Source organism: Mycolicibacterium chengduense, assembly GCF_033741155.1.
Lineage (GTDB): Bacteria > Actinomycetota > Actinomycetes > Mycobacteriales > Mycobacteriaceae > Mycobacterium.
Genome location: NZ_JAWQNH010000005.1, coordinates 304,454 through 321,952, shown reverse-complemented (window position 1 = coordinate 321,952; position 17,499 = coordinate 304,454). Strand labels below are relative to the sequence as shown.

Here is a 17,499-nt window from a genome sequence, read left to right as displayed (position 1 = left end):
GCCGTCGTATGTGACGATTTCGTCAGACAGTTAGGAGCCGCCACGTGAACGTCGACGTCCACAAGGACCTTCACAGTGAGCACGGGGCACGCCGCGGCGAACATCGCGGCCGGTCCCGCAATCCGGTGATCAAGGTCCGCGATATCGCCTGGCTGGAGTTCGAGAAACCCGATCTGGTGCGCGCCGAGGCGTTTGCGCGGGCCTTCGGCTTTCAGGTGTCGACCAGCACACCGGACGAATTGCAGCTGCGGGGAACCGATCCCGGTGCCGCGTGCGTGATCGTCCGGCGGGGCGCGAGAAGCCGTTTCACCGGCGTCGCCTTCGCCGCGCACGACGAGCTCGACGTCCTCAAGCTCGCCGAAGTGGCCGGCGTCCCCACCCGCCCGCTCCCCGAAACCATCGGCGGTCTGGTGGCCGAGCTACTCGATCCCAGTGGCATCCCGGTGCGGGTGGTGGCCGGGATGCGGGAGTTGCCCGCGCTGCCGTCGCAACGCCCGCTGGTGACCAACACCGGTCACGACATCCCGCGGATCAACGCGACGCAACGCCCGCTGCGGGTGCCCGCCCGCGTCCAACGACTCGGCCACGTGGTGCTGCAGTCCACCCGCTACCTGCAGGCACTCAACTGGTATCTCGACAACCTCGGCATGATCGTCAGCGACTTCCTGTACTTCCCCGGTCAGCGTGACCGCGGACCCGCCATGAGCTTCATCCGCTGCGACCGCGGTGCCACGCCGGCCGACCACCACACCCTGGCGATGGCGTTGGGACCGGCGAATCGCTACGTGCACTCGGCGTATCAGGTCGCCGACCTGGACGCCCTGGCCGCCGGCGGCGAGTACCTGGCCGAGCGCGGCTACTTCCGGTCATGGGGCATCGGTCGTCATATCCAGGGCAGCCAGTTGTTCGACTACTGGCGCGACCCGGACGGTTTCCTGGTCGAGCATTTCGCCGACGGCGACATGTTCGACAACACGCTCGAACCCGGATGGGCTCCGTTCACTGCCACCGGGCTGGCGCAGTGGGGTCCGCCCGTCTCCGCAGACTTCCTGGGCACCAGCCCGCGATCCGCTCGCGCTGAAGCACTGTCGATGATCAGCGCCCTACGCCGTGACAACGAATTCGACGTCCACCGCCTCCTCGGCCTGTTGAAAGTAGCCACCTCGTGACCATCTCCGTGCTGCGCACCGACGACGCCTGGTATGTCCAGACCGCCAACGGCGCCAACCTCATTCACACCAAAGCCGGCACCACCGGTGAGCTGCTGGCCGACCGCGCGGCGATCGAGGCCGCGGCGGGCGCGACAGGAGCCGACACCGTCGCCGTCGACGGCCTGCAGCTGCGGTCTCCGGTCACGACGCCATGCCGGGTCATCGCTCAGATGACCAACTTCGAGTCCCACGTCGTCGACTCCGGGATGGACCCGAAAACCACTCCGCTGACCTTCTTCCGCAAGTCCTCAGCCTCCATCAGCGGCCCCTTCACCGATATCGTCAAGCCCGGCCACGTCCGCTTCCTCGACTACGAGGTGGAGATCGGGCTCGTGATCGGCCGGGACGTGCCGGTCGGGACCTCGATCACCGAAGCGAATCTGGCCGAGGTCGTCGCCGGACTGGTCGTCACCAACGACGTGTCCGCGCGCGACATCCAGTTGCCCCAGACGCAGTTCTACGAGGCCAAGTCCTACCCGACGTTCACTCCCGTCGGGCCGGCGCTGGTTCTGCTCAGCGCCGAGGAACTCGCACGCTTCGGGGATCTGCGCCTGCAGCTGTCGGTGAACGGTGAGCAGCGGCAGAACGCGCTCGTCGAAGGCGACATGCTCTACCGGCCGCTGCGGGCCCTGCAGTCACTGACCCGGTTCCAGGATCTCTCCGCAGGCGACCTGGTACTCACCGGCACACCCGCCGGCACGGCGCTGAGCGCGCCACCCAAGCCGATCGAGATGATCGGGGCCCTGCTGCCGCCCGCGGTGAAGTGGAAGGCGTTCTTCAAACGCCAGGCGGGGAACCGCAAATACCTGCAGCACGGCGACGTGGTGGAGGCCCGGGTGGCCACCGACGACGGGACGATTGATCTCGGCACCCAGCGCACGCCGGTCGTCTACGGATGACGGTGCCCGTCGTCATCGTCGTCGGGGCCGGGCCGACCGGGATCACGGCCGCGACCCTGCTCGCGGGCTACGGCGTCGACGTACTGGTTCTCGACCGGTGGGAGGGCGTCTACCCGCAGCCCCGCGCGGTGCACCTGGACGACGAGTCGATGCGCATCCTGGCGCGGCTCGGCATCGCCGACGAGTTCGCCGCCATCTCGCGACCGGCGCTGGGACTGCGCCTGCTCGACAAGACCCATCACGTGCTCGCCGAGTTCGGCCGCACCACCGAGATCGGCGTGCACGGCTACCCCCAGGCCAACATGTACGACCAACCCGACCTGGAGCACCTGCTGCGGACCAATCTGAAGAACTATCCGCGCGTCGTGCTGCGGGGCAACGTCGAGGTCACCGACGTCACCGACGACCACCGCGGGCGGGTGCGCGTCAGCTACACCGACCGCGACAGCGGTGCCCAGCACGTCGTCGACGCCGACTACGTGCTGGGTTGCGACGGGGCAAACAGTTTGGTGCGCAACCGGATCGGCGTCACCATGGCCGACTGGCGCTTCGACCAGCGCTGGCTGGTGGTCGACATCGCCACCACCGCCGAGCTGGCGCAGTGGGAGGGCGTGCACCAAGTCTGTGATCCCGTCCGCGCGGCCACCTACATGCGCATCGGGCCAACCCGGTATCGGTGGGAGTTCCGGCTGCTGCCCACCGAGCGCGCGCAGGATTTCGCCGACCTGTCGGCGTTGACACCGCTGATCGGCCCGTGGATCGCCGGTATCGACCACCGCGACCTGGAGCTGGTCCGGGTCGCGGAGTACACCTTCCGTGCGCGCATCGCCGACCGGTGGCGCAGCGGACCGATCTTCCTGCTCGGTGACGCCGCGCACCTCACTCCCCCGTTCATCGGTCAGGGTTTGTGCGCCGGGTTGCGTGACGCGATGAACCTGGCGTGGAAACTCGCCGGAGTGCTGCGCGGTGACTTTCCGGAAGCTGTACTGAATTCCTATGAAGCAGAACGTAAACCGCACGCTCGGTACATGATCGCCACCGCGTTGGGTGTGGGTAAGGCGATGACGGCCGGCGGGCGCCTCGGGGATGCACTCCGTCGGGTGATCGCCCCGCGGCTTCACCTGATCCCCGGACTGCGGGACAAGCTCGTCGACGGGGCCACGCCGGCGCTGCGGCGCTCCGCGCTCGTCGGCGCTCGCCGCACCCTGCGGCCCGGCCTGACCGGCCGCCTCGCCCCAAATGCGCTGCTGGCCAACGGTCAGCGCCTCGACGATGTCCAAGGCGGCGGCTTCGCGCTGATCACCACGACGCCACCGCGCGGTGATCAACACGCCGCCATCGACACCAGGGGTGCACGAGTGGTCGTCGCCGACCCCGGCACCGAGCTGGCGACATGGCTGTCGCGGGGCCGGGCCGACGCCGCCGTCGTACGCCCGGACGGCACCGTCATGGCGGCCGGCCGCCACCTCGACACCGTGTTACCCCACCTGCCCACGTTTCGGCCGCAGCAGCCACGATGACCGAATGGCTCGACGTCCACGCGCACTTCGTCACCGAGGACTACGTCGGCGCCGCGATCGCCGAGGGAATCGAACATCCCGACGGCATGCCCCAATGGCCGTCCTGGTCGGTCGAACAGCAGCTCTCGCTGATGGCGGACAACGGGATCCGGCACGCACTGCTGTCGGTGTCCTCCCCCGGCGTGTCGTTCACGGCCGATGCCGCTGCACTGGCGCGCCACGTCAACGACTTCGCGGCCCGGACGGTCACCGCACACCCCGAGCGGTTCTCGTTTCTCGCCTCGCTTCCCCTGCCCGATGTCGACGCCGCCGTCACCGAGGCCGTGCGCGCGACCGATCGGCACGCAGCGGTGGGCGTGGTGCTGATGAGCAACAGCGGCGGACGCTATCTCGGTGACCCGTCGCTGAACCCGTTGTGGGAGTGCCTCGACGCGCGGCACGCCATCGTGTTCGTCCACCCGACCTCACCACCGGACGCGGATTCCGTGGCGCTGGGACGCCCCGCCCCGATGGTCGAGTTCATGTTCGAGACGACGCGCACCATCACCGATCTGATCTTCGCCGACGTCGTCACCCGCTATCCCCGTATCCGCTTCCTGATCCCGCACTGCGGTGCCGCCCTGCCGCTGCTGGCGGAGCGCATCGAGATGTTCCGCAGCCTGTGGCCCGCATCCGACGGCGGTGCACCAGGACTGCTGAGCACCGATGCCCACTTGCGCCGCATGTGGTTCGACACCGCCGGCAAACCCATGCCGACCCAGGCCGCCGTCCTGCGCAACGTCGTCGGAGCCGACCGCATCCTCTACGGCAGTGACTCCTGCTGGACGCCGGCGTTCGCGGTGGGCCAGCAGATCGCCGCCCTGGACGCCGACCCCGAGATGGACTGGCGGGCAGTAACTTCGGCCAACGCGCAGCGCTTCCTCGGGCATCGGCCATGACGGCACGTCCTACGACACGTTCTGTGCCGACCGCGGGATCATCGACCGACTCGGCCGCAGCACCAGTACCAGCACACCGGCAATGACGATGCCGACCAGGTTGACCAGCAGCTGAAGCGCCGACCGGCCGGCGACCGACCAGTCCCCCAGCACCGCGGCCACCACCGCGAAACCCGCTGCGGGCACCGTGGTGACCGAGATGAACACCCCGATCAGCGCACCGGATTTGGCGGACACCAGGGACAGCATGCCGGCCGCACCGGCCAGCAGCGCGACGACCAGCGACACCGGCCCGACCTGGTAGATGAAGTCGACTTCGCGGACATTGGCGACGGTGTCCAGCGTGATCCAGCCGATGGCTTCGGCGCCGAGCGTCGCCACGGCCGTGACGCCCATCGCCACCGGAAAACCAACGATTAGGGCAAGCACAGCCCGCAGCGCCAGCCCGCCGCGTCGTCGAACCAGCGCCACCGACAAAGCGGCCAGTGGTCCGAATTCCGGGCCGACGACCATGGCACCCACCACCGTGACCGACGAATCCGTTGCCACCCCCACGGCGGCGAGCAGACACGCCAGGATAAGGAAGAGCAGGAACGTCATCGTCAGCGCGGAGTCGTCCCGGGTGCGCGCGATCAGTTCGTCCCACACCAGCGCGTCGGCGGCGTCGCCCTCGGCCTCATCTTCGGCACGATGGGCTTGGGTGGACAGCACGGTGTCCAGCGCGTGCAGCGTGATGGCGCCCTGATGCTGGACGTCGAGCTCTTTGAGCCGGCGTATCACGTCGTTCACCGACTCGCGGGCGATATCGGCGGTGATCTCGTCGCCGGCCGGCGCCAGCGCCGCACCGGGGAACAGCAGTAGATTGCCCACGCCCGCCTCGCCGCGCAGCACGTCCAGGATCGGCTCACGCAGATGCTCCGGTGCGATGACACGCAGGTGCAGCACAGCGCGAGCCTATCCTCCGCAGCCGACGGTGTGGCCGGTTGTGCACCGCGTTCCCCGACCAGCTAGAGATAGAGGGGTGAATGACAGCACACCGACGCCGGCGCGCTGGCTGCGCAGCATCTTCACCGGGTGGCGGATGCCGACCTCACGTCCGGTGGACACCGAGGGCGAGGGCGCCGAAAGCCTGATCGGTTTCGTCCTTGCCGCCGCGGTGGTCGGCGCCTTGACCGGGCTGGCTGCCGCCAGTTTCCGGGTCGCGCTGACCTACCTGTCGGAATGGCGCACAGCGGTCAGCGGGTGGGCGCACGGCAGCGCGTGGGGGTTTTTCGTCGTCGTGCTCGGCTGCGCGGCTGCGGTCACGGCGGCGGCGGCCCTGGTGCGCCGGCTCGAACCGCAGGCCGAAGGGAGCGGGATCCCGCACGTCGAGGCCGTCGTGGCGGGTCGGGCCGAGCCGGGCCGGTTTCGGATTTTGCCGATCAAGTATGTCGGTGGCTTGTTGTCGATGGGCGGCGGCCTGGCGCTCGGCCGGGAAGGCCCGTCGGTTCAGATGGGCGGCTCGATCGCCGTCATTGTCGCGTCAGTGACGCGTCGCCCGATGTCCGATCTTCGGGTCCTCGCGGCCGGTGGTGCCGCCGCCGGGTTGGCGACGGCGTTCAACGCCCCGATCGCCGGTGGTGTGTTCGTGTTGGAAGAACTCGTCAAGCGATTCGATCCGCGCACCACCATCGCCACCTTGATCGCGTCGGCGTCGGGCTTCGCCGCGGCATACCCATTCGTGCACTCTGGCAGCGACTTTCGGATGCCGGAGCTGCAGAACCCACAGATGAGCAACGCCGGCTGGGTGTTGGCCGTCGGGGTGACCGCCGGCCTGCTCGGTGTCCTGTACAACAAGGCACTGATGTTCGGGCTGCACGTTGCCGACACCAGCCGATGGCCGGCCGAAGCGCGGGCCGCCGCGATCGGTGCCGCGGTGGGGGTTCTGGTCTGGTGCGCTCCCGACCTTGCCGGTGGCGGCGACAACCTCACCCAGGACGCCCTTTTGGGGCACGGCGCGGCCGGGGCCGTCGTCGGGATATTGGCATTGCGCTTTGTCCTCGGCGCCGTGTCCTATGCCGCGGGCACCCCGGGCGGTCTGTTCGCCCCGATGCTCGTACTCGGCGCCTACACCGGACTGCTGATCGGGCTGGTTGCCGGGCACCTCGATGCGACCCCTCCCGAATCTGCGGCGCTTGCCCTGATCGGTATGGCCGCCTTCTTCAGCGCGACCGTGCAGGCGCCCGTCACGGGCCTGATTCTCGCCACCGAACTCACCGGAACGACCAACCAACTTCCGCCCATGCTGGGTGCCTGCGCGAGCGCGCTCCTGGTGGCCGTCGCGCTGCGTTCGCGTCCGATCTATGACCTGCTCACCGACCGGGCCGCCGCCTTGGCGGTGGCCCGTGGGAAGCCCAGCTAGCCAGGGACGTCAAAAATCACCATCGGCAGCGGGTTCACCGCCGGCAGCGGTGAACGCGGTCAACGCGTCCACCAGACCGTGTCGCTGCCGAACCGGCATCGCCTGCACCACGCGGGCTATCTCGTTGCGGCGCCGCATGGTCACGGTGCGCACCGTCTTGCGCCCACGAGCGCTCAGCTCCACAACCAATTCACGACGAGAGTGTGGGTGCGGGCGTCGCTCCAACAACCCGGCCGTCACCAGACGTTCGACCATTCTGCCGATCGTGGACGGTTGCACGTCGAGCAGTCCGGCCAGGGTCGACAGATTTGACGGGCCGCGCGTCGACAAGATGACGAGCACCCGAAACTGCGAAATGGTGATCGACTCGTCGACCTCGGCAATCGAGCGGGCCGAAATCGCCACCAGCAGACGGGAAGCCGTAATGAGCGCATCGGTGATGTCGTCAACCGACGTTTCGGCGGACTCGTCGACGATCGTCCTGCCCTTTGCGCTCACTCCACCCCTCCCCCGCGCCACAGTACCGGAGGAACGCCCCCGCGTCGGCGCAGCACTCAACGTTGCATACTGCAACTATTGCACTACGATCGGGTTGGCCATCACTCGTTACAGAAGGGACACGGACGTGACGATCGTCGAACACGTCCACCCCCGATCTGGGTTGAGCAGATTGCCGTTCACCCGATGTGCCCCCGAGGGCCGCGGGTGATTGCTCGACGTATCGGGGTGCTCCTGTCATCCCTGACTGCGGTCCTGTTGAGCGGATGCGCGGCGACGCCGCCGGACCGGCAGGAACAGGTCGCGAAGTTGGCCGACGAGATCGGCCACCTGCCCGGCGTGATCGCGGTCAGCAGTAAGGCCACCAACCTTCCCAACCAGGGCCGGGTGAACTTCACGATTGACGCCGAGACCACTGTCGACATCGGTGCCGACGAACTCGCTGCCATCGCGACACGCTATCTGCGCGGGCTGCGCGAAGTCGACTTCAGCGGGTACCGCACGGAATTCGATGCCCACCACGGCTGGAATGTGTTCGCGATCGACGGAGGGCGCCTGCCAATCGTCAACGACGACGAAATCGTCGCCCAGGCAAGGGATTGGGCACGGCTGCGCCACGACTTTCCGACGGCGACGGTGACCTTGCGGGCAAACATCGCCCATCCCGGCGGGCGGCACCCCATCCAAGAGTGGGGCCATTTCAACACAGGGTCGATTCAGCTGGCCGAGCGCGCCGATTACCGCGACGCCACCGTTGCGATCACCACGCTGACCGACCGGTATCCGGAGCTGGCAGCGTTGACCTGGACCGTCAGCGCCGGAGTCGACCATCCCGCCGACATCAAATCCACGCACCGCTATCCCAGCAGCGCGGAGCTGGCACTATGGGCACAGGTCAATGCCGACCAAGCGATTCCACACCTGAGCAAGCTGACGATCGGTGGGCGGGTCAGTGCGCCGGTATGGCTGGCCGAGAAGACCGCTTCGCATGACCAGGCTGACGCGGAGCGGCTCGCCCGCCGCCATCTCCCCCTCGTCGCGGCGCTGCCGGGACCGACGCTGTTGACAGCGACCGATCACATCCAGGGCGATATCGACGGAGACGGCCACGCCACCGGCCCGATCGCCATCACCACCGGTGGTTGCACCGACCGCGTCTACCGACCGCCAGCAACCGAACAAGCCCTGATCAACACCTACGAGACATGCAAAAAATACTAAGAGCTGCTGTCCCAGTCGCCCTCGCGGCGATCGCCGCCGCCTGCGCCGGCCAGGCACCCCACGGCGCCCTATCGTCTTCGTCTTCGGCTTCGGCACCGACGACGACGGCACCGGCGGTCCAACAACTCGGCCACGTAGCGCAGAAGCAGATATCGCCATGGACAATCATCGGATTTCTGCGCGGACGAGGGCTACCCGCACCCAACGCCCTGGACGTTACCGACCAAGCGTGCCACAACCCGCAATGTCGACAATCGGTGATCACCGACACGGTTCAGGTCACCTCGTTCGCATCGGCCTCGGCCGCACGAGCGTATGCACACCCGCGCGGTTTACGGGTGGTGGACGACATCGTCGTAACCTTTGCGCCGGTGCTCAATCCTACTGAACGGGAACAACTATGGTCGGCAGTTACGGAGGCAGTGCGATGAAACCGACGATGATGATCGCCGTGACGGCCGTCGCGCTGACATCGTGCGCCAGCCATCAAGCCGCCGGCGCCACACCGGCGCCGCCAGAAGCCGGGGTGCCGCTGAACCAGTTGTCCGCCAACGGCATTGCCGACACCATCAAGCGATCGGGCATGCCGATACCCAACGCCCACGACGTCACGGCGACGACATGCGCACGACTGCAATGCACCGGCGCAGTCGACTCGGACCCCGTCTCGATCGTCACGTTCGCCCAGAGCGGCCCTGCCGAACGCTACGCCGGGGACACCGCCAACAGCTACGTCGTCGAAGACATCGTCCTGGTGTTCGCCCAGGCCACCAACCCCGCAGACCGGGCCGCCTACGAGCACATCGTCGAATGGTCCGCACAGCATTAATCGTTGGTCCATGGTTGCCGACGCCGGTGCGGAGGCGGCGGGCAGGGTGATCACCACGATGGTGACAGAGCCACCACAGACGGCTCACCGTGCAATGTCGACTCGATATCACCCCGCAGCGACGGCCATGGCCATCCGGCAAGCGGCAAACTCGGTGGGCGGCAAGGGTGAACTCAACGCCGTGCACCTTGCGACGGAACTCTTCGGGATAACGCTTGGGCACGGACACGGCTCCTTCGGCGGACATCGTGACCAAGAGTCAAGCAAACCGACTCCATGCAACCCAGGGCACATCAAGGAGTCAACCAAACCGGGATCAGTCCAGCCATCGGCATCCTGGTCGAACGCATGACCCGATTCACGATCCTGGTCCACCTGCCACGCGAGCATGGTTACCGGCACGGACACAGCATCAAGACCGGCCCGGCCCTGGCCGGCTACGGGGCGATCACGATGAAGAACGCACTGGCGGCCACGATGAATACGCTGCCCCAGCAGCTCAAGCGCTCGGTGACCTGGGCCCGGGCCAAAGAACTCTCCGCTCACGCTGCATTCAAAGTCGAGACCGGCATCCCCGTGTTCTTCGCCGATCCGCATTCCCCGTGGCAGCGCGGAACCAACAAGAAGACCAATGGGCTTTTACGGCAGCACTTTTCGAAGGGCACCGACCGGTCATGATGGAACGCCGATGACCTCGAAGCAGTCGCTCACGCACTCAACACCCGACCCCGTAAAACGCTCGGATGGAAGACCCCCGCCGAAGCACTCAACGACCATCTACTATCACTCGAACAGGCCGGTATTGCGACGACCGATTGAATCCGCCCAGTCACTCACGATCCGATGTCGATTCGCGATATCGAAAGCCGGAAGCCAAGGCTTTGTATCTGCTTTCCCTGCTGCATCAAGTTGAGCTTGCTGAAGAAAGGAAGCCAGTCCACACCAGGCTTCGTCGACTTCGCGATCACTCCGTACGACACGGTGTACATCGACCGATCGACGGTCTCTGCGCCCGAAGGAATGAGACTGAGCCACTTATCTCGCTCCGCCGGATCGACTGAACTCTCGATCTCCGCGCGAACCGCGTCGCGGTAGACACCGTCGCTTACGAACGTCGTTGCGCTGACCAAACCCTGGGCGAACAGGTGACTGAGTGTGGACGACCGCGACTTGCGCTTGATGTGAACGAATTCACCACGAATCGAAAGGATATCGCAGAGTTCAATGCCGGACGCGGCGCCACCTGGCGTCTTGATCTTGGCATCTAAGCAGAGCACTTCCGTCGGGGCCTCGCTCTCCATCCGCTTGTTGTACACAGGCTCGGTCTCGCCAGCATTCGACCGCACCAGGGTCACAGCGCTTTCGGGCAGCGCCGCCGCGTACGCGTCAACTTCTTCTGCAAGCGTCTGACTCACTGCGAGCCATCGACCCTCGATGAGCACGTACAACTTATCGCTGACCCGCTGTTCCGAGATCAGGCAGTTATAAAGCGTCCAGCGGCCGTCGTACTCATTGGAACGAAGAAACTTCAGGGATACTCGACGTCCCTTCAGGATGCTGACGGTAATGCTCGACCGACGGTCTCCAAGTGATTTGAGGTATTCGTCCAAATCCAGATCCGGAAAGACTGTTTGGCTGCCCGTGATCCTGAACGACTCGATATCTTCCCACCCGATCGGCTCCGGCATCGCCATGTGCGTCGCACCGGTGTCGCCTGCAGCGAGCTGCTGAGCGAGCAACTCGTCGAGAGTAGCGATCATGGCGACGTCTGCGACCAGCGACAGGTGGTCTATCCAGCCGAAGCTCTCCTTATAGGTGTCCTCGTCGAACGCTTCTAGTAACTCGCCGAGCACCTTCGATATCTCGGAAGCTTTCTTGGTGGTTCCAAAGACAAGAGCATCGGCACCAGAAAGCCGTCTCGATAAGGACGTGTCTCGCGGTTCACCAGTTACCGCTCGGAGGATATCTTTCGAAATGTCTATGCCAAACGTCGGCAGATCGGTGCTCTTGCTTGCCTGTAGCGTCCGGGTCACCACCAAGTCTTCGAACGTTTTAGTGTCCATACTCCGAAGCTGCTGCGAATCAATGCGATTCAACGCCACACGGAGTCCGAATTGCCTTTCGATCTTTGACATGTCAAGAAGGCCACGACCATAACCGAACGTGAGCGCGAAATGCCGGCCATGTGCCTCCACAATCATGACTCCGGATGCCGAGGACGACATTAGATCGGGGAATGAGGGAGCGACCTCCTTCACAAACGAAATCCAAGCGGGCGGACGAGGAGGCTTCGGGAGATAGTAAAGCGCTCCAGTAATGCCGCTAGCGGCATCTAAGGGGACCGCCTTGGGAGACTTACCTTCCGCTATGGCATCGATCGGTTCCGAAATTGGTTGCAGCAGAAAGACAGTAAGTCGTTGGACCTTCATCAGACGGTCACCCCACGCGAGCAACGCATCAACTTACTCACTTAAACACCCCCGACGCCTTACTAATGCAATCACAAGTGCCGGAAAGCCTAGCGCCCGCAGCCGAGTGAATTCGCCACTTCGCTCGCATTCGGCCGCTCGGATTATTCCGGATCGGCCCGGGACGTCGGCACGTCCGCCACGAGCGTTTCCGTCGATTCCCTGCCCATAGCGATGTCCGCCGTCCAGGCGCAGCGCCTCGCCGACGCCCGCAAGGCGCATCACGCACGGCAGGCCGACATTGCCGCCTCATGGGCGTTTCGTAGGCCTGGGTGTCGAAGCTTCAGTCCGGCGACCTGTCGCACACCGAGATGGGGACGCTGGAGTGGTATGTGGCTGCGCCCGGTGGGAGTCTCCGGGTCGTCGCGGAGTTTGACGAAAGGACCGTGGAGTTGACCACTTGAGCTGCGCCACTCCGCTTTTGCGGTGGTGCTGCTATTCAACTTTGGAGCCCGGGCTCCAAACGGCCACCATGACTGTTCCCGATTCGACCTGTGATCGACTTGGCGTCATACGGATTGATTCCTTAACAGCCGAGCCGCGGACGCTATGTTAGGGATCCGACACGAGTAACGGCCTGACCAGGAATTACAGGGTTGCCATTTACCGTGAGTCAGATAAGCTGCAGGTAGTCGAACATGTGTTCGAATCCAAGATGGGGACTGAGATGGCCGATAGATCAGCAATTGAGTGGACCGAAGCAACCTGGAACCCCGTCACCGGATGCGACCGGATTTCCGCCGGCTGTGACCACTGCTACGCCATGACCCTCGCCAAGCGGCTCAAGGCGATGGGGTCTGCGAAATATCAGAATGACGGCGACCCGCGGACGTCCGGGCCCGGGTTCGGCATCACGATCCACCCTGAGGCGCTGGATGAGCCGCACCGATGGCGCCAGCCTCGAGTCGTGTTCGTCAATTCGATGAGCGACCTCTTCCACGCCCGAGTTCCAGTCAGCTTCATCCGCGACGTCTTCGACGTGTGCCGGGACACGCCGCACCACACCTACCAGGTGTTGACTAAGCGCAGTCTCCGGCTTCGCCGGATAGCCGACAAGCTTGACTGGCCGTCGAATCTGTGGATGGGTGTCTCGGTCGAGAACGCAGAGGCGCTCCCGCGCGTCGACCACCTTCGGGAAGTGCCGGCGGCGGTGCGCTTCCTATCCTGTGAGCCGTTGATCGGGCCCCTCGACGGCCTAGAGCTCGGCGGTATTCAGTGGGTCATCGCTGGAGGTGAGTCCGGTCCGAATTACCGGCCGGTCGACGTTAACTGGGTTCGGGGCATCCGCGATATATGCGGCGACGCCGGTGTCGCGTTCTTCTTCAAACAGTGGGGCGGTCGCACGCCGAAGGCGCTCGGCCGAGAGCTCGACGGCGAGCTGTGGAACGAGATGCCAGATCGGATCGCGATCTAGGCGAGGAACTCGATCTCGCAGCGGTCGGGGAACGTTCCGCGTCTGATCCTGTCTCCGTAGACCTCGATCAAGCCGTTCTGCTGCATGGGCCTCAACGTCAGCTTCTTCAGGTGAGCCGGGGCGAATCGCGTTCCGGTCAGCACGAACTCCTGCACTGTCCTGATCGGGACGCGCTGGCCGGCGAACTGCGCCAGCAGTCGCTCTTCAAGATCGAAGGCGAGCGGTCCGTCGAACAGCGGCTCGAGGCCGGCGACCTGGTCAGAGAATTGGCACCCTGACTGTTGGTCGATGGCCCACATCGCAGAGCGCATCACTTCCAGACCTTTGAGGCTTCGGGTGCAGTGATAGAGGAAATAGCTTGTACGACCGTTCTTCTCGATCATCTCGAACTGGCTTACGTAGTCGAACTTGCCGACAGTGCGAAGTTGCCGCTCGTACAGACCGGCTAGGAAGCGTTTACGGTCCGGAGGATTGAGCCCTTCGGCCTGACGATAGTCTGCGCAGCCGAACAATTCCTGCATGTTCTCCTGCTGGTCGGGATGACCGATCCAACGATTGAGGCTGTTGTAGGAGAACAGGATGAAAAGTTCCGATCTCTTGTCGCGTGTCAGGTTTGCGATCAGCTCCAGAGGCACGCCGGACCACCCGAACGGGTCGACGAAAGCGAACGTCGGAACTAGTCGACCATCGCCGCGCCCTTCGATGATTTCGTTTGCAAGCTCGCGGAATTCGAGGTTTCGGAGATAAATGTGAAAGTTTTCCGGTAGGTCCTTGTCGACCTCGTCGGTGCGTGCGTCGAGCTCTGCGTAGCGCTTCTTATCGAACTCGTTGAACAAGAACATCACGGTCGAGTCGCCAAGCATCGTCTCACGCTTGCGGGCGGACTCGATCGCTAGGAGAGGCGAGCCGGGCTGGCCGTCCGCGTAGCCGCCGGGCCCCGCGAAGCCATCAATGAACAGCACCTTCGTGTTCCAGCTGGCGAGGATCGGAAACCACGCGTCCAGGTAGCGGGTTAGGATCTCGTGCTTCGCCTGCGTATGCGGCTCGATTTTCCAGACGGTCGTCCTAGGCACTCCCATCGCTACCCCCGCCATCCTGGCTTTCTTCGTCGCCGGCCTCGTCGACCGTACGAACAACCACACGGCCGCCAGGGCGAAACTTCGACTGGGCCGTCTCACGGCCCTGCGATCGGGGCAGCAGCTCGTCCAGCTTCACAGCCAAGAGTGCGTTGATATCGCGATCATCGACACCCGACTCGCGCAGACGATCAACCTCATCCATGAACTCGCGCAACACCCCTGCCTTGTTGGCGCGGATAAGCATCCACTCACTCAGTCGAGCATCCAGAGCATCGTTCAGTCGATCGATTCCAACCATTCCAACGACTGCCGATTCGACCTCTCGGACGTAGGCGTCTACGTCCGCATCGTTCTTCAGCGCTGCCAATCGTTGGCCATCCCAAACAAGCTCGATGAACGGTCGCTCAGCATCGAAACGCTGTGCAGCAGCTGCTTGCCGTTGACGACGCTCATCTGCCGCACGAATCACAGCCCATTGTTCGGAGGTGCGTTCCGCGGGCGAAGTCCGCTTAGCGAGAAGCAATTCGGCGAGCGGCGAAGTGTCCACTTTGGTCACTGGAATCGCCGCGAGCTCAGCTTCGAAATCACGCGGCTGCCCGCCCCCAAAGAGGTCTCGCTTCGGGTCCAGGCGTTGAGGTGGCTGCCTTACTACGACCGCCGGGTCGCCTCCCGCCAAGATGCTCTTGCACGTTCCCTCTTGCCAACCCAAGCTCTGGTCAAGTTTTCGATAGGACAAGTCCGACACTGGCACCCCGGCTTCGATCTGGGTCATGGTCGTCGTAGATGGCCCATACGCAAGTTGATCTTGACGAAAGCCGAGCTGCACCCAGCGGCGCTCAGTCACCAGACCCGCGAGCCGCAGCAGTGCCTCTTTTCTCGCGCCATCAACCATGAATCCGGCACCTCGGCGGATGGCCGAATCGCCGTTTTGCGGCAGTATTGCTACGCACGGTGAGAAACCCAATCATATGTCGCTCGGTACGTCAAGCAACTATGCGGCAATATTGCTACACCCCGTCCAAGGGTGGGCTTCTATGCCAAGAGCAGATTCACACCGAAGTAGAGGACGGCATCAACGGCAGCGAGAGCCGGCAACGGCCACATTCGACGGCGCCGCGACGCAATCCAGCGGAAGGAAGCCGTTGACTACCGGCGCGTTGTCCACCATGGACTCGCTGTCCCCTCACCGAAAGCGCACTTATTTGTCTTGGCGCCGCTGCGGAGCACTGACGCGTTCCCAACTTGTTCGCACGAAATCGATAGCTTCGCGAATATTCCCAAAAGTGTTCCCGACGGGCATAAAAAGTGTTCCTGACGGGCATAAAAACGACCCCCGGAGAAATCTCCGGGGGTCGTTCCCACTAGTAGCGGGGACAGGATTCGAACCTGCGACCTCTGGGTTATGAGCCCAGCGAGCTACCGAGCTGCTCCACCCCGCGTCGGTGAACACAACGTTACCGAAGGGGTGCGCGCAGCTCCAAATCGTGTGCTCAGAGGTGGTTTTGGGGCTCCGAACGCACCACCTGACCGGTCCGGAACACCCCCGCGGGATCGAACCGATCGGCCAGATCGGCCAGCCATCCCCGAGTCTGCTCGTCGTACACCCGCGCCAGCCGCTGCCGATCGGCCGACGGCGCGAAGTTGGGCAGCTGGCCTCCCGTCGACCACGGCGCCAGCGCCCGCATCAGGGCACGCGCCTGGGCCGGCACCAGCTCGGCGGTCGGGCCGGCCGGCACCCCGATGGTGGTGACCGCGTATGCGGCATTGCGGTGGCAGAACGCACTGCTGTGCTCGGCCTGCCGCGCATACGCACCGCCGAGCAGCCGGACCTCGACGATGGTCTGCACCGAGGCCGATCCGGGTCCGGCCGCGGCCAGCAGGATGTCGATCACCTCGGACGTCAACTCGCGCAGCAATGCCTGGTCCTCGTGCACGGGCATCGGCTCGACCGGGTCGGCATGCACGGCGCCGATCGCCGCGTACGGGAGCACCTCCACGGTGTCGAGCACCGGCGTCGCCGCCGCCCGCAGTGGCTCCAAAAGCGTTGCTCCCTCGGCGAAGTCGTCGAGGGCGGCGTACCGGACGGCGACCGTCAGCCGGCCCGCCAGCGGCTCGGGCACCCCGGGCAGCGGCGGCAACTGCTGCAGCGCGATCGAGGTGTTGACGTTCTCGGGCAACCCGGCGCACCAGCCATACCACGCGCGCAGCACGGCCGGCGCATCCTCCCCATCGAAATACAGGGCACCACCGTAGAATTCGGGGATCGGCAGCAGCTCGATCTCGACAGCAGTGACGACGCCGAGCGTCGCCTTACCGCCGCGCAACCCCCAGAACAGTTCGGCATGCTGATCCGGCGTCACGTGCAGCAGCTCCCCCGCCCCGGTGACGACGTCGAAGGACCGCACGTAATCCGAGGACACCCCGACGCTGCGCGCCAGCGGGCCCACCCCGGCTCCGGTCAGGAACCCGACCACCCCCACGCCGGGGGCCGAGCCGCACAGCGGCGCCAGGCCGTACGGGGCCGCCGCGTCGATCACCTGCTGCCAGGTGGCTCCGGCGGCCACCCGCACGGTGCGCTCGGCGACGTCGACCATGCATTCGGTCATCGCCGAGGTGAGCACCAGGATGGTGTCGTCGTCGACGACGGTGGCTCCGTGCCCGGTCGCCTGCACCGTCACCCGTAACCCGTGCTCGGCGGCGAAGCGCACCGCCTCGGCGACATGATGCGGCGCGGTGGCGAACACCACCGCCGCCGGCTGCACCGTCGCCGCGAGATTCCATGGGCGGCAGCGTTCGTAACCGGGTTCGCCGGGCAGCGCGACGAGTGCGCTGAAGTGGTCGGGCAGGGTCGACAGGGGGTCGCCCAGGGTGTCGGCCAAGGTCATCGGAGTCCTTTCACCATGCGCGTATCACGGCAGAAAGGATCCCCAATGCCACTTGGGAACTTCTTGGAATGCAGTTCACGTGGCCCGCGGTTGTGCGGTTTCCTACGCGCGCGGCGGCGCGTTGCGTAGGAAACCG

The 17,499-nt window shown here is 65.1% G+C and carries 14 protein-coding genes, 1 tRNA gene and 2 pseudogenes; 10 read left to right on the top strand and 7 right to left on the bottom strand.

Features of this window, described 5'->3' with window-relative positions:
* Window positions 1-44 precede the first annotated feature (44 nt).
* Genes SBI67_RS20095 through SBI67_RS20080 form a run of 4 tightly spaced genes read left to right on the top strand, consistent with a single transcriptional unit; the run spans window position 45 to window position 4,568 of the window.
* Window positions 45-1,169: a VOC family protein gene (locus SBI67_RS20095; RefSeq protein WP_318982252.1), complete on the top strand. Its 1,125-nt coding sequence runs from the start codon at window positions 45-47 to the stop codon at window positions 1,167-1,169.
* Complete coding sequence (locus tag SBI67_RS20090; RefSeq protein ID WP_318982251.1) at window positions 1,166-2,110, top strand: fumarylacetoacetate hydrolase family protein; 945 nt, start codon at window positions 1,166-1,168, stop codon at window positions 2,108-2,110. The genes SBI67_RS20095 and SBI67_RS20090 overlap by 4 nt, the downstream gene beginning before the upstream one ends.
* Entirely contained in the window at window positions 2,107-3,630 is a 1,524-nt protein-coding gene (gene mhpA, locus SBI67_RS20085) for a bifunctional 3-(3-hydroxy-phenyl)propionate/3-hydroxycinnamic acid hydroxylase MhpA (RefSeq protein WP_318982250.1), read from the top strand. Before SBI67_RS20090 ends, mhpA begins: the two co-directional genes overlap by 4 nt.
* Window positions 3,627-4,568, top strand: a complete 942-nt coding sequence (locus SBI67_RS20080; protein WP_318982249.1) for an amidohydrolase family protein — start codon at window positions 3,627-3,629, stop codon at window positions 4,566-4,568. Before mhpA ends, SBI67_RS20080 begins: the two co-directional genes overlap by 4 nt.
* Before the next feature lie 9 nt (window positions 4,569-4,577).
* Here SBI67_RS20080 and SBI67_RS20075 read toward each other — a convergent pair whose 3' ends face one another.
* Window positions 4,578-5,468, bottom strand: coding sequence for a DUF389 domain-containing protein (locus SBI67_RS20075; RefSeq protein ID WP_413232543.1), 891 nt, complete (start codon window positions 5,466-5,468; stop codon window positions 4,578-4,580).
* 121 nt (window positions 5,469-5,589) lie between these two features.
* On the opposite strand from SBI67_RS20075, the gene SBI67_RS20070 reads away from it, so the two are divergent.
* Window positions 5,590-6,969, top strand: coding sequence for a H(+)/Cl(-) exchange transporter ClcA (locus SBI67_RS20070; protein WP_318982247.1), 1,380 nt, complete (start codon window positions 5,590-5,592; stop codon window positions 6,967-6,969).
* 9 nt (window positions 6,970-6,978) lie between these two features.
* Here SBI67_RS20070 and SBI67_RS20065 read toward each other — a convergent pair whose 3' ends face one another.
* Complete coding sequence (locus SBI67_RS20065; protein ID WP_413232542.1) at window positions 6,979-7,467, bottom strand: MarR family winged helix-turn-helix transcriptional regulator; 489 nt, start codon at window positions 7,465-7,467, stop codon at window positions 6,979-6,981.
* Between the two features lie 228 nt (window positions 7,468-7,695).
* On the opposite strand from SBI67_RS20065, the gene SBI67_RS20060 reads away from it, so the two are divergent.
* From SBI67_RS20060 to SBI67_RS20050, 3 genes and pseudogenes are all read left to right on the top strand, one after another.
* On the top strand, window positions 7,696-8,688 hold the full coding sequence (locus SBI67_RS20060) for a hypothetical protein (protein ID WP_318982246.1): 993 nt from the start codon (window positions 7,696-7,698) through the stop codon (window positions 8,686-8,688).
* A 427-nt stretch (window positions 8,689-9,115) separates the two neighbouring features.
* Window positions 9,116-9,517 carry a hypothetical protein gene (locus tag SBI67_RS20055; RefSeq protein WP_318982245.1) on the top strand — a complete coding sequence of 134 codons (402 nt, stop codon included), beginning with the start codon at window positions 9,116-9,118 and terminating at the stop codon, window positions 9,515-9,517.
* Window positions 9,518-9,841: 324 nt separating this feature from the next.
* A pseudogene (locus SBI67_RS20050) lies at window positions 9,842-10,336 on the top strand (IS30 family transposase); the annotation flags it as partial.
* Window positions 10,337-10,350: 14 nt separating this feature from the next.
* On the opposite strand, the gene SBI67_RS20045 reads toward SBI67_RS20050, so the two are convergent.
* On the bottom strand, window positions 10,351-11,946 hold the full coding sequence (locus SBI67_RS20045; protein WP_318982244.1) for a DUF6119 family protein: 1,596 nt from the start codon (window positions 11,944-11,946) through the stop codon (window positions 10,351-10,353).
* Between the two features lie 219 nt (window positions 11,947-12,165).
* Here SBI67_RS20045 and SBI67_RS20040 point away from each other — a divergent pair.
* Window positions 12,166-12,389 (top strand): annotated as a pseudogene (locus SBI67_RS20040) (helix-turn-helix domain-containing protein); the annotation flags it as partial.
* Between the two features lie 263 nt (window positions 12,390-12,652).
* On the top strand, window positions 12,653-13,399 hold the full coding sequence (locus SBI67_RS20035; protein WP_318982587.1) for a DUF5131 family protein: 747 nt from the start codon (window positions 12,653-12,655) through the stop codon (window positions 13,397-13,399).
* On the opposite strand, the gene SBI67_RS20030 is transcribed toward SBI67_RS20035, so the two are convergent.
* From SBI67_RS20030 to SBI67_RS20015, 4 genes are all read right to left on the bottom strand, one after another.
* A complete protein-coding gene (locus tag SBI67_RS20030) occupies window positions 13,396-14,493 on the bottom strand; it encodes a three-Cys-motif partner protein TcmP (RefSeq protein WP_318982243.1) in 1,098 nt (365 codons plus the stop codon). The genes SBI67_RS20035 and SBI67_RS20030 overlap by 4 nt on opposite strands.
* Entirely contained in the window at window positions 14,465-15,370 is a 906-nt protein-coding gene (locus SBI67_RS20025; protein ID WP_318982242.1) for a hypothetical protein, read from the bottom strand. The genes SBI67_RS20030 and SBI67_RS20025 overlap by 29 nt, the downstream gene beginning before the upstream one ends.
* Window positions 15,371-15,843: 473 nt before the next feature.
* Window positions 15,844-15,917, bottom strand: a tRNA-Met gene (locus tag SBI67_RS20020).
* Between the two features lie 51 nt (window positions 15,918-15,968).
* Entirely contained in the window at window positions 15,969-17,363 is a 1,395-nt protein-coding gene (locus SBI67_RS20015) for an FAD-binding oxidoreductase (RefSeq protein ID WP_318982241.1), read from the bottom strand.
* Window positions 17,364-17,499 lie beyond the last annotated feature (136 nt).

Excerpts from the sequence above, each read along its gene's own strand:
- mhpA (WP_318982250.1), top strand. The coding sequence starts at position 2,107 with ATGACGGTGCCCGTCGTCATCGTCGTCGGGGCCGGGCCGACCGGGATC.
- SBI67_RS20080 (WP_318982249.1), top strand. The coding sequence starts at position 3,627 with ATGACCGAATGGCTCGACGTCCACGCGCACTTCGTCACCGAGGACTAC.
- SBI67_RS20055 (WP_318982245.1), top strand. The coding sequence starts at position 9,116 with ATGAAACCGACGATGATGATCGCCGTGACGGCCGTCGCGCTGACATCG.
- SBI67_RS20045 (WP_318982244.1), bottom strand. The coding sequence starts at position 11,946 with ATGAAGGTCCAACGACTTACTGTCTTTCTGCTGCAACCAATTTCGGAA.
- SBI67_RS20035 (WP_318982587.1), top strand. The coding sequence starts at position 12,653 with ATGGCCGATAGATCAGCAATTGAGTGGACCGAAGCAACCTGGAACCCC.
- SBI67_RS20030 (WP_318982243.1), bottom strand. The coding sequence starts at position 14,493 with ATGGCGGGGGTAGCGATGGGAGTGCCTAGGACGACCGTCTGGAAAATC.
- SBI67_RS20025 (WP_318982242.1), bottom strand. The coding sequence starts at position 15,370 with ATGGTTGATGGCGCGAGAAAAGAGGCACTGCTGCGGCTCGCGGGTCTG.
- SBI67_RS20015 (WP_318982241.1), bottom strand. The coding sequence starts at position 17,363 with ATGACCTTGGCCGACACCCTGGGCGACCCCCTGTCGACCCTGCCCGAC.